We start from the raw sequence: 12,087 nt of genomic DNA, 5'->3' as shown, positions 1-12,087 counted from the left end.
GTTCCGGCCCGCCGGTTCAGTCCGTGAACTCCGATTGCAGCATGCCCATATGGATAATATGATGCCACGCTCCGTCGCGGTACAACGCTTCCCGGGAGACGCCTTCCCGGCGGAAGCCCATCTTCTCGTACAAGGCGATGGCTCTTGCATTGAAGCTGAACACCCGCAGGGACACGCGGTGAAGATTCAGCTCGCGGAAGGCGTAGGGCAGAAGCAGCGAGAGCGCCTCGCGCCCGTATCCCTTCCCCCAGTAATCCGGCTCGCCGATATCGATAATCAGCTCGGCATTCCGGTTCTTCTCATCGATCGCGATCAGCGAAGTGACGCCGAACGGCTTGTCATCCGCCGCATCCGCGATGATGTAGGTTTTTGGAAGCCGACGAGCCAAGAATGACATTCCTCACAAACCCCGCCGTCTCCTCCTCGCTATATACGTCCATCGCCGGGTTCGTCCAGTACATCGCTTCCGGCGTATTTCTCCACTTGTGATAGACGCTGATGTCCTGCTCCGTCATTTTGCGGAGCTTGATCCGTTCTGTCGCAAACATGTCCGCTCTCCTCTCATTCCTCGTAAATACTAATGGCGCAAGCCTGCCCCCTCTATTATCTCCTTTGTAAAAGCGGAAAAAAGGGTATAATCATGACTTAAATGTCCCCTTTTGCATTAGAGGTAAAACATGAACACCGATTATTTGAAGATGCGCGCCCATTTCTACCCGCGCGAGGCGGAGCGCCGCGTGCGGCTCCGGCTGGACGAGCTGGCCGAAGTCTGGAAATGCAGCAGCAAGCAGGCGAAGCGCAAATTAAAAAAACTGGACGAGGACGGCATCTGCTCCTGCGTTCCCGGCAGAGGCAGGGGCCATTGTTCCGAGATCCGGTTCCGGACCGGTTTTCAAGACGATCTGAACGCGGCGATCCGGCACAGTCTGCTTGCCAAAAATATGGAGCGGTTGATGCATATTCTCCAGCTTCCTTGCCCGAAGCAGTGGAACGGCCAACTGCTGCGGCCGGTTCAAGAGCTGCTGGGGCTTCAGGCGCCGGACCCGATCACCGACGTGCTGCAGGCGCTCGCGACCTTGCCCGTAACGAATCTTGATCCGGCCCAGGCTTCCATTACCTACGATCTGATGCTCGTCCCGCTTATCGGCGACACGCTGCTGCGGTACGATGCGGCGCGGGATCGGCTGCTTCCTCATCTGGCCGCCGCCTGAGAGACGGATGCGGACTCCCGGACGTGGACCGTCTATCTGCGGAAGCAGGTCCGCTTCCATCACCGCCGGCCGCTGGCAAGCGGCGACGTGAAGTTCAGCCTGGAGCGGTTGATGCGCCGGACTGCGCCAATCGATGGCTGGCGGAGGATATCGATGCGGTGGACTGCTTGAACCCGCTTGCCGTCCGGATTGTGCTGAAGCGCCCGAACCCGCTGTTCGGCCGCTTCCTGGCAGCGGCGCCGACGACGATCGTAGCGGCGGATGCCCCTGTTCATGAGCAGCATTTCATCGGAACCGGCCCGTATATGCTCACCGAATGCAATCGGCACAAAGCCGTGCTGGAAGCGTTCGATGATTATTTCGGGCTGCGGCCTTATATCGATACCGTCCAATTTTGGCATGTGCCTCCGGATGCCGCCCGGCAGATCGGCTACCGCCTGGCCGGGAGCGGCGAACCACCCGAAGCAATGAGAGGCGGCAATGAAGAGAAGGAGATGGAGCATGCGGCCGTGGAGGAGCGGGTCGAGCAAGGCTTCCGCTTCCTGTTGTTCAATACGAGGGACGCCGGGCGGATGCAGGACCGGGCGCTGCGGCACGCCATTCAGGAGCTGTGCGACGTGGAGGCGATGTGGCGCGATCTGGGCCGAAGCGGGCTCGTCCCGGCTTCACATTTTGTCCCGGGGAAGAGCAAGCCGTTCGCACGGAGCCTGCGGCAGGCGCGGCATTGGCTGGCCCAGAGCGGTTATAAGGGCGAGGAGGTGCATCTGTCCCTGCTCGATCTGCCTGCGGCATGGGAGGAGGGGCGCTGGCTGAAGCGGCGGGCGGCACGGATCGGGCTCGATCTGGTTCTTCATCCGTATGCCCTCGGCGAGCTGTATGACGGCTCTCGCGAAGAGCGCATGGACTTGATTTTGTCCGGATACGTCTCGTCGCATGATCCGCTTCTGTCCATGATGGGAGCCTTTCAGAATCCGGTGCTTCCTTTTCGGAAATGGATGGCTGACGAGCATATCCAACTTATCGACGGGTTGTTGGAGAAGATAAAGCAAGCGCCTCCGCTTGCGGGGGAAGCGGTTGGCGATGAGATTATCCGCTATCTTCATGACAACATGCTGCTCGTGTTTCTGTATCATCCGCGGCATCGGCATCGCTTCGATCGGATGCTGCGGGATATTCAATTCGATCCGTTCGCCTTCCCCGACGTGACGGCCTTATGGGTGCGGCCGGCGTGGACGGCGGAGGGAAGGCGGCAGCCGTAACGGCAGGATGTTCCGGGCACAAGCGCTGGAAGCGGGCATCAAGCCCCGGCGCGGGGGCTCCCGGCGGCAACGATACCCTAAGGCAACGATGAAAAAAGGCCAACCCGTAATCTCCGGCTGACCTAATAAGATAGCGGGGCTGTCCCTTTTTAATCTCCACGAGACAGCCCCATCCCCGCTTCTCACAGCTCGACTGGACCAAAAAAACGGCGAAAATGCAGTTTTTCCTTGTGACGTGTGTTCCGTTAGAGGACTTCCTGCAAAACGGCATCAATTTCCGGGTATCTGATGGATATTAGACAAAAATGGATAAAAATAATGTATTTTAGCAGGAATTCCATCCAATAGCACTAGCGTTGCATCAATCTTTTTACGAAAATTTCTATCCCATAAGTCTCTATATTTGTAACTTATTGAACTATATTCATGGACAAAAATAAAGAAATCTCCTATTGTTGAGTTACCCTAACGTTATCCATAAAACGCCTCAACAAAGGAGATTTCTTATGGATAACGTACCGAATCATAACGTCATTTGTCAATGCCTAAAATGGTTACATGTCCATTCTACTCGACACGAGTCATTGGATTACCGGGCCCAAAAGCTGTTTGTCGGCTCTTCGACACTCTTATTTGTAGAGGCACAGCTTCAGCAACGAGACTCATACAAAGTCATGTCAGAGCATGTAGCGGCTAATCCTGAATTTCAAGATCTTCTGGGTCTCAAGAGCATAAGCGCTTCTCAACTATCGCGGAAGCTGAAACGGCTGCCTATGGAGTATCTTCAGACGCTCTTTTTCTCGCTCATTGATCGAATCAAGCAACTTACAAAAGGGAAACGCGGCATTACGCCTGGTATTGGGAAACTCAAGCTAATCGATTCATCGGGAATTACACTACCTCCCATTCTCGCGAAATGGTCCTATTGTTCCAAAAGTAGCCATGGCGTGAAGATGCACACCTCCTTGGTCGTTGCGGACTCCAAAACGATGTATCCAGACAAGATCGTCGCTTCAACCAAAGATGTAGCCGATCATGAAGTCGTGTTGGAATTTACAGTGGATAAAGATGCGACCTACGTGATGGACCGAGGATACCAGGTATACGACCATTTTCAGAAATGGGTAGAGGATAAGATTAAATTTGTTTGCCGCGTCAAGCAAAAGAGCCGGTTAACGATCATCAGAAAAAGAGACCTCCCCAAAAGGCAGAATGGGTTTATCCTTGATGCTGATGTGACGATGCCGGAGCTGCCAGCGGTTCTGCGTTTGATTGAGTTTAAGGATGACCAAGGGCGTACCTATCGAATTGTAACGAATCGATTTGACTTATCCGCACATCAAATTGCCGAGATTTATCGAAATCGCTGGCATATTGAGTTGTTTTTTAAATGGGTCAAGCAGCATATTCGATTGGTAAAACCCCACGGTTATACGGCCGAAGCGATTTGGAACCAAATGTATATTGCTTTAATCGCGTATGCTCTCTGTTTGCTGATTAAATTAACACTGGACTGTAAAAAGTCGACATGGGACCTCCTCCAGTTGATTCGCATCTATGCGGAAAAACCATGGGAAAATTTGATCGCTGCACTCAACCGCAAGCCGACTCGAACATCTAGAGGTCGACCAAAGCGAAATGGGAGACGTCCGAAAAAGGCAACAAAGTCGATGAAACCGAGACTGATTGTGACGTAATGACAAACGAAAACGATTTTTACATATAATGGATAACGCGTAGGGTCTGTTTCCAGCTCGACTTTTTTAGACTTAGCGCGGACATCGCAAATGTAAATATATATCATATATTGATGTTAATTGAAATTAGATTATGAACTAACCGCTCGATGCAACGCTAGTGCTCCAATAGCGCACCAAATAACGAAAATTGCTGCATTGGCGCAGGATTTTACTGGCTCATCATCTTCTGCCGCTTTTCCGGCTTCCATTTTTTCCGCCGCCGCTTTTCCGCTTCCGCCTTCTCAGTCAGCCCCTTCGCTCCCTGCTCATCATCCCGCAAGATATCGTGCCGGGGTTCGAGATGTCCTGCAATCATCCGGAATATCGATCCGGTGTGCGCCTGCAATTCATGCGGAATATCGCTCCGGTGTGCGACACATCCTGCAATTCATACGAAATATCGCGCCGGGGCCGGGGCCGGGACGTCCTGCGGGCGTTGACGCAACCCCAACTATACGTATTGCTTCATCCAGCCGGCAATCCGGTTCAGACGCTCTACGCGCAGCTCGGGATGCCCGTTGCGCGACAGATCGTGATTCGCCCCCGGGAACCGCACCAGTTGGGTCGTCTTGCCCAGCCGCTTCAAGGCCACATAGAGCTGCTCGGCCTGCTCGATAGGGCAGCGCAGATCGTCCTCTCCGTGCAGAATAAGCAGAGGCGTCTGCACCTCGTTCACATAAGCGAGCGGCGAATGCTTCCACAGCTTCTCCGGATCCTCCCAAGGCTGGGCGCAGATCTGATACTCGGTGAAATAATAGCCGATATCGCTGACGCCATAGAAAGAGAACCAGTTCGAGATCGAGCGCTGAGTGACGGCGCCCTTGAAGCGGTTCGTATGGCCGACAATCCAGTTGGTCATGAAGCCGCCGTAGCTGCCGCCGGTGACGCCGAGCCGCCCTTCATCCACGAAATCGTAGCGGGCAACGGCCTGATCCAGCGCCTCCATAATGTCCTCGTAATCCTTCCCGCCATAATCTCCGCGGCAAGCATCGACGAACTTCTGTCCGTAGCCGTGGCTGCCGCGCGGGTTCGAATACAGAACCGCATAGCCCTGGGCGGCAAGCAGTTGGAATTCATGCATGAACGAATTCGCGTACATCGTATGCGGCCCGCCGTGAATCTCGACGATGGTCGGCACCTTCTCGCCCGCAGACACTCCTGACGGCTTCATGATCCACGCCTGCACCTTCCAGCCGTCGGAGGTCTCGACCCAGAACGATTCCGGCCGGCTCAGCTTCAGCTCCGCCAGGAAGTCTTCGTTCGGGGCGGCCAGCCGGCGCTCTTCACCCGTTCCCGTATCCCTGATGAACAGCTCTCCGGGCTGCAGCGGATCGGCCGCGATGAAGACGATTCGCTGCCCGTCCTTCGTGGCGGTGAATTGGGTAATCTCCCGGTCGCCAGAGATCAGCACCTCATATCCTCCCTCCAGCGGGAAGCGTGCGAGCTGAACACTGCCTTCCGCCGAGATGAGCGAGTATATGGCGGAGCCGTCCGGGGTGAACACGGGAGCCGAAGAGCCTCCGGCCTTCATGTCGGTCACGGCCGCATTGCCGAGATACAAATCGAGATCGGCGGTTACGCATACGGCGGCGCCCCCAGCGGCAGGTACGATATAGAGGCGGATCAAGGTCGCGTTCTCATATTGGCGGTCATGGCCGAAGAATGCGATCGTTTGCCCATCAGGCGAGAAGGCCAGCTTCCCGATGACAAGACCGGACTCCGTCACGCGGCGGCAAGCGCCGTCCTCGCAGTTCACGACGAAGATGTCTTGCGTGAAGACGAGATCCGGGTCGACCGCTTCATCCTCGACACGCTTGGCGGAGAAGGCGGCATGAACGCCGTCCGGCGACCAGGCGAAATCATGAATATCATAATCTCCGGAAGTCAATTGCACGGTCGAGCCCGATGCGGGATGAAATAAAAATAAATGCGTGCGCTTGCCGTCAAGCAATCCTTTGCCGTCCGCCTTGCATTTCAGCCGATCGACGACGAGCGCCTGCTTGCCAGGCTTCTTCTCGCCGTCTTCCTGCTGCTCCTTCTCTTCGCTCTCGGCCGGAGCGATGCTCGATGTATACAACAGGCGGGAACTGTCCGGCGACCAAGCAAATGCGCTGACGCCGAACTCCGCGTCCGTTATGGCTTCCGCTTCGCCCCCGTCGGCAGCCATCGTCCAGATCTGCTGGTGCTTCCCCTTCTTGCGCAGGAAGGCCAGCTTCGTCCCGTCCGGCGACCAGACAGGCGCGCTGTCCTGCTCCCCGTTCGTAAATGCCTTGCTCTTCGTTCCGTCTGCTGCCGTGATATGTATGCGGGAGCGGTATCCGCTCTTCTCCTCATTGACCTGTCTCGCTACATATGCAATCGTTCCGTCCTGCGGATTGACGGCCGGATCGCTTAACCATACGAACCGGTATAAATCTTCCGCTGTGATGGCACGCTGCTCCATCGTAACACCTCCCATGATTGATATACATAGTATGGCATTCCTTCCCTGCACAAGACAAGCCCAAGACGGCCAAGTTCCACGGACAGATTGCCGGGGACCGGCAGGTTTCCCTTCGATTCGTTCGCAACCGGATGCTTGCCGTCTCGCTTCCCGTTGATTGGGCGCCTTCCGGACTGAATTAGCGCCCTTTCTCCTGCCCGGATCGCGCTCTCCCCGTCGCGACCGGCCACGTCCAAATTGTGCATCTCTCCCCTCTTAGCTGCCCTTGCCGCCTCCTCTGCCCCTGCATACTCTATTCAATGACTCTACTCTTCTATAAAGGCGGTGTTTTAGGATGGATTGGCACTATCACCAGCCCGTGTTCGCCTCGGATTCGGCGCCGGAGCTGCCGCAACTGTTCATGACGAATGGAGCCTGGTCCGGCCATCGCCGGTTCGCGTATGATCTGGTCCGCTTCGCCCGGCCCCGCATCATCGCGGAACTAGGCACCTTGTACGGCACCTCGTTCTTCGCCTTCTGCCAGGCAGTGAAGGACGGACAATTGAACTCACACTGCTTCGCTATCGATTCGTGGGTGGGCGATCCGCATGTCGGCATCTATAACGATACCGTCTTCCAAGCGGTTCAGGCCGTTACGGCCCGCGAATTTCCGAATATCGGCACCTTGGTGCGGAGCGACTTCAACGGAGCGGTGAAATATTTCGCCGACGGATTCATCGATATCCTCCATATTGACGGCTATCATACCTACGACGCGGTTCGGAATGATTATACAACCTGGCTTCCGAAGCTGGCCGGGAACGGAATCGTATTGTTCCATGACATCGCCATCCGCATGGGAGATTTCGGCGTATACCGGCTGTGGGAAGAGCTTCAGGGACATCCCCATATCACGTTCACTCATTCATGCGGACTCGGCGTCCTCTTCCCCAAAGGATGTCCTCCCGAATGGCTGCCGCTGATCGCGAACAAGGAAGCGCTTGTGGCGAACTATGGCGCGGGACAAGCGTAGAGAACTCTTTTTATGTTATCCGTTCCTCTGCCGCAAGACAGCAGCAAATCTGCACAAGGAGGGCTGCATTGATGAATACGATCCCTAATCTTTTCTATCACCGGACGAGAGACTGGGCTGCCGGTGTTGCCTTCGATCTTCAACTGCTGCAAGAGAGATATAAAATCATTTACCCGGAGGAAACCGTTATGTTGCCTGCGCCCAAAGGGGTGGACCTGCCTCGTTGGCCCCCGCTAAGCCGCGTCGATGAGGCCTTCGTGGCAGTCATTCCGGAAGGAAGGGTCATGACAGGGAGCGGATATATCGTAACTCCCGATCACAGGCGGCTTCTTGACGTGGAGCTTGCTTACCCTTACCCGTTCACTGAGCTTCCTCCGCCGCAATATACAACGGAGACCGTGGCCACGTTGATATGGGGCTGGAATATTCCCGGCTACGCCTATACACAGGCCATTTTCGGGCATTGGTTTTTTGATATTTTGCCCCGAATTCATCTGCTGGAGCAGAGCGGAATCGCTATCGATAAATATTTGATTGGCCAACTGACTCATCCATTTCAATATGAATCGCTGCAAATGCTCGGTTTTCCGATGGATAAGTTAATTCAAGTCGACCGCAACGACTTCCATCTGGCCGCGCGCAAGCTGGTCGTCCCTGCTGTCCCGTTCCTTCTGGGCGGATGTCCCCGCTGGGCCTGTCAGTTCATCCGCTCCCGCCTGAAAGACGCTCATGCCATTCCTCCCCGGCCTGGCTATGAACGAATCTATGTCAGCCGGCAGGATGCGCACGCCCGTCACGTCATCAATGAAGAGGAAGTTATGCAAGTACTGGCCGAGAAGGGCTTTGTCCGCATTGTGCTCACGCCGCTGTCCACGGTGGAGAAGATATCCATCTACTCCTCCGCTCAAGTTATCGTCTCTCCATTCGGTAGCGGAAGCATTAATACCGCGTTTTGCAATCCAGGCTCTACCTTGATCGAACTGACGCCTGTAACGGTTATGGATGGTTACTTCTGGAAAATAAGCAATCACGCCGGGATGAATTACTACGAGGTGCTCTGTGATATCGAGCAGCCGCCGAAGCCGCTCGCCGGCGCTGACAACCTGATCGTAGACATTGACAAGCTGAAGCGCGTGCTTCATATGGCAGGCATTTAGTCGCGCCCCCATCAGAAGTGCCGCTGCAAGGGAGCCTCTCATTCTCTCTAGCGGCACAAGCCCGATACAACAAAGTCCCGCAGGCAGATTGCCGCGGGACCGGTATATTCACATTTCGATTAATTGGCAGCCAGATGCTTGTCGCCCGGCTTCCAATCGCTCGGGCACAGACCGCCGGATTGCAGAGCTTGCAGCACACGGAGCGTCTCGTCCACAGTGCGTCCGACATTGTTGTGGTTCACGACTTGATACTTCACTTCGCCTTCCGGGTCGATGATGAAGAGACCGCGAAGCGCTACGCCCTCCTCTTCAATGAGGACACCGTAGTCGCGGGCTACCGATTTCGTGATGTCGGAAGCGAGCGGAAAATTCAGACGGCCGAGGGCTGGCGCAGGTCTGCCAACCAAACGTTCCGGCATGTCCGCTTCTCCTATGAGCTATCTCAAAATATTATGCCACTTCAATGCCGCTTTATCCTCTCCTGGAGCAAGGCCCCGGTACCCGCCCCCCGCTTCTCTCTCAAAATTGTGTGTCTCTCTTCTCTCAGTTGCCCTATTCCGCCTCTCTCCTGCCTGCATAGTCTATCTCAATCAGTCTATTATCTCTGAAGGTGGTGTGCGTTGCGATGCATTGGTACTATCATCAGCCTGTGTTTGCTGCGGATTCCGCGCCGGAGCTGCCGCGTGAGTTCATGACGCATGGAGCCTGGTCCGGCCATCGCCGCTTTGCGTATGATTTGGTTCGCTTTGCCCTGCCCCGGACGATTGTGGAGCTGGGCACGCTGTACGGCACCTCATTCTTTACCTTCTGCCAAGCGGTGAAGGACGGACAGCTTGCCGCCCGCTGCGTCGCTGTCGACACCTGGGAGGGAGACCCGCATGTCGGCAGCTATGACGATGTCGTCTATCAAGCGGTGCAAGCCGTTACCGCCCGTGAATTTCCGCAGATCGGAACCTTGGTGCGGAGCGATTTCGACGGGGCGGCGAATCTCTTCGCCGACGGGTCCATCGATGTGCTTCATATCGACGGTTATCACACCTACGAGGCCGTTCATCACGATTATACGACATGGTATCCGAAGCTGGCCGAGAATGGAATCGTACTGTTCCATGACACTGCCGTCCGCCTGTGGGATTTCGGTGTATACCGGTTGTGGGAAGAGCTCGGGGAGCATCCGCATATCACGTTCCCCCATTCGAACGGGCTCGGCGTTCTGTTCCCAAAAGGATGCCCGGCGAACTGGCTGCCTCTGATCGAGAACAAGGACGCGTTTGTGGCGAACTATGCCGCAGGACAAGTGTGATGCATGGCCTTGCCGGCTACTGCGGCACCTGACGACGATGAGCAGCAGGAGGAGGGCTTGAAATATGAATACGATACCCGTTCAGTTTTATTTGCGGACACGGGACTGGGCTGCCGGATTTGCCGCTGACCCTCATCTCGTGCGTGAAAGGTATAAAGTCATTTATCCGAAGGAAACGATTCATCTGCCTGCGCCCAACGGGGAAGATGTGAAGCGCTGGCCGTCGGCATGTCATTTCGAGGAAGCCTTCGTGGCGGTCATTCCGGAAGGGCGGATCATGACGGGGAACGGTTATGTCGTCACCCCCGATCACAAGCGGCTGCTCGATGTCGAGTATGCCTATCCTTATCCGTTCACCGAGCTTCCTCCGCCGGAATATACGGAGGAGACCGTAGCCACCCTGATATGGGGCTGGAACATTCCCGGGGTCGCTTTTACGCAGGCGATTTACGGCCATTGGTTTTTCGATATTTTGCCGCGAATTCATCTGCTGGAGCAAAGCGGCATCGCCATTGATAAATACTTGATCGGCAAGCTGACCCATTCGTTCCAATATGAATCGCTGCAAATGCTCGGCTTCCCGATGGACAAATTGATTGAAGTCGACCGCAATAATTATCATCTCGTCGCGCGCAAGCTGGTCGTGCCCGCCGTCCCGGTCATCCTCGGCAAGAGCCCGCGCTGGGCCTATCAATTCATCCGCAAGCGGTTGAGAGATGACCGCCACATCCAGCCCCGGCCAGGGTATGAGCGAGTATATGTCAGCCGGGCGGATGCACATGCCCGCGTTGTCGTCAATGAGGAGGAGGTCATGCAGGTACTGGCCGAGAAAGGCTTTACCCGCATCGTGCTCACCCCGCTGTCCATGGAAGACAAAATTTCCATCTACTCTTCCGCTCAAGCCATCGTGGCCCCGTTCGGAAGCGGCAATGTGAATGTGGCGTTCTGCAATCCGGGCACGACGATGATCGAACTGTCGCCCGTCACCGTCGTCGACGATTATTTCTGGAAAATCAGCAATCACGCCTGTATGAATTACTATGAAATCATCTGCGATATCGAGCAGCCGCCGAAGCCGGTTGGCGGGGCCGACAACCTGATCGTAGACATTGAGAAGCTGAAGCGCGTGCTTCATATGGCGGGAATCTAGACGCCCGCATGCCGTCTTCATGCTGTACTGAACATTTCCCTCCTCTATCGACAAATAACTATTTTGCCTTCCACACTACCGATGGCCTAATCTTCTGCTAGCTTGCAATCATACACATACCATATCCAAACGATTGACAGGAGGAATAAGCCTTGTCTGACAGCCAGCGGACGATCGTTATCGGGGCAGGAGGGCATGCCAAAGTCATCATTGACATTCTTCGAGCCGATCCCGCCGTCGACCTTGTCGGCTGCACTTCCGTGGCCGGAAGCGGCTCCGTGGCCGACGTTCCTGTCCTGGGCGATGATTCGATCCTGCCGGACCTGTATGCGCAAGGGATCCATCAGGCGTTCGTGGCCATCGGCGACAACCGTATTCGCAGGAAAATGGCCCGCACCGCCGCGGACATCGGCTACACCCTTATCAACGCCATCAGCCGATACGCCTATATTTCCCCATCGGCAAGCCTTGGGTCAGGCATCGCCATCATGCCCGGGGCCGTGGTCAATGCGGAAGCCTGCATCCAGGATTTCGCCATCATCAACACCGGCGCATCTGTCGATCACGAATCCGTTATCGGAGAAGCATGCCATATCGCTCCGGGAAGCCATTTATCCGGCAATGTGCGGGTCGGGGAAGGCTCCTTTCTCGGTACCGGAACCCAGGTGATTGACGGTATGGCGGTCGGAGCATGGTCCGTTCTGGGAGCTGGCGCCGTCGTCGTTCGCGATATTCCCAATCAATGCCTCGCCGTGGGGGTGCCGGCCCGCGTCATCAAACATTTTGATCGTTAAGCAGTCTTGAATGTCGGAG

11 protein-coding genes and 2 pseudogenes are annotated in these 12,087 nt (G+C 55.6%); 9 read left to right on the top strand and 4 right to left on the bottom strand.

Annotated features, from left to right (window positions below; genetic code table 11):
- Positions 1-16: 16 nt before the first annotated feature.
- Positions 17-548: pseudogene (locus tag OCY70_RS16010) on the bottom strand (GNAT family N-acetyltransferase).
- 129 nt (positions 549-677) lie between these two features.
- On the opposite strand from OCY70_RS16010, the gene OCY70_RS16005 reads away from it, so the two are divergent.
- From OCY70_RS16005 to OCY70_RS15995, 4 genes are all read left to right on the top strand, one after another.
- A complete protein-coding gene (locus OCY70_RS16005; protein WP_249725528.1) occupies positions 678-1,211 on the top strand; it encodes an SgrR family transcriptional regulator in 534 nt (177 codons plus the stop codon).
- A gap of 36 nt (positions 1,212-1,247) precedes the next feature.
- On the top strand, positions 1,248-1,382 hold the full coding sequence (locus tag OCY70_RS36175; RefSeq protein ID WP_373871521.1) for a hypothetical protein: 135 nt from the start codon (positions 1,248-1,250) through the stop codon (positions 1,380-1,382).
- Positions 1,370-2,470, top strand: coding sequence for an ABC transporter substrate-binding protein (locus tag OCY70_RS16000; protein ID WP_373871520.1), 1,101 nt, complete (start codon positions 1,370-1,372; stop codon positions 2,468-2,470). Before OCY70_RS36175 ends, OCY70_RS16000 begins: the two co-directional genes overlap by 13 nt.
- 506 nt (positions 2,471-2,976) lie before the next feature.
- Positions 2,977-4,167, top strand: coding sequence for an IS4 family transposase (locus tag OCY70_RS15995; RefSeq protein ID WP_261944552.1), 1,191 nt, complete (start codon positions 2,977-2,979; stop codon positions 4,165-4,167).
- 211 nt (positions 4,168-4,378) lie between these two features.
- On the opposite strand, the gene OCY70_RS15990 is transcribed toward OCY70_RS15995, so the two are convergent.
- Together OCY70_RS15990 and OCY70_RS15985 are read right to left on the bottom strand one after the other, a co-directional pair.
- Positions 4,379-4,525 carry a hypothetical protein gene (locus OCY70_RS15990; protein ID WP_213430390.1) on the bottom strand — a complete coding sequence of 49 codons (147 nt, stop codon included), beginning with the start codon at positions 4,523-4,525 and terminating at the stop codon, positions 4,379-4,381.
- A 135-nt stretch (positions 4,526-4,660) separates the two neighbouring features.
- Entirely contained in the window at positions 4,661-6,652 is a 1,992-nt protein-coding gene (locus OCY70_RS15985) for a S9 family peptidase (protein WP_213430391.1), read from the bottom strand.
- A 334-nt stretch (positions 6,653-6,986) separates the two neighbouring features.
- Between OCY70_RS15985 and OCY70_RS15980 the strand changes: the two genes are divergently transcribed.
- Both OCY70_RS15980 and OCY70_RS15975 read left to right on the top strand, forming a co-directional pair.
- Complete coding sequence (locus OCY70_RS15980; RefSeq protein ID WP_213430392.1) at positions 6,987-7,664, top strand: class I SAM-dependent methyltransferase; 678 nt, start codon at positions 6,987-6,989, stop codon at positions 7,662-7,664.
- 71 nt (positions 7,665-7,735) lie between these two features.
- Positions 7,736-8,821, top strand: coding sequence for a glycosyltransferase family 61 protein (locus OCY70_RS15975; protein WP_213430393.1), 1,086 nt, complete (start codon positions 7,736-7,738; stop codon positions 8,819-8,821).
- A 119-nt stretch (positions 8,822-8,940) separates the two neighbouring features.
- On the opposite strand, the pseudogene OCY70_RS15970 reads toward OCY70_RS15975, so the two are convergent.
- Positions 8,941-9,204 (bottom strand): annotated as a pseudogene (locus OCY70_RS15970) (redoxin domain-containing protein); the annotation flags it as partial.
- A 242-nt stretch (positions 9,205-9,446) separates the two neighbouring features.
- Between OCY70_RS15970 and OCY70_RS15965 the strand changes: the two are divergent.
- The 3 genes from OCY70_RS15965 to OCY70_RS15955 all read left to right on the top strand — a co-directional run bounded on the left by OCY70_RS15965 (position 9,447) and on the right by OCY70_RS15955 (position 12,068).
- The gene (locus OCY70_RS15965) at positions 9,447-10,124 is read left to right on the top strand and encodes a class I SAM-dependent methyltransferase (protein WP_213430394.1); all 678 of its coding nucleotides are present in this window, start codon (positions 9,447-9,449) and stop codon (positions 10,122-10,124) included.
- 64 nt (positions 10,125-10,188) lie between these two features.
- The gene (locus OCY70_RS15960) at positions 10,189-11,274 is read left to right on the top strand and encodes a glycosyltransferase family 61 protein (protein WP_213430395.1); all 1,086 of its coding nucleotides are present in this window, start codon (positions 10,189-10,191) and stop codon (positions 11,272-11,274) included.
- 152 nt (positions 11,275-11,426) lie between these two features.
- On the top strand, positions 11,427-12,068 hold the full coding sequence (locus tag OCY70_RS15955; protein WP_213430396.1) for an acetyltransferase: 642 nt from the start codon (positions 11,427-11,429) through the stop codon (positions 12,066-12,068).
- The last annotated feature ends 19 nt before the right edge of the window (positions 12,069-12,087 follow it).

Source organism: Paenibacillus melissococcoides, assembly GCA_944800085.1.
GTDB lineage: Bacteria > Bacillota > Bacilli > Paenibacillales > Paenibacillaceae > Paenibacillus_B > Paenibacillus_B melissococcoides.
This window is presented reverse-complemented; position numbering and strand designations above follow the sequence as displayed.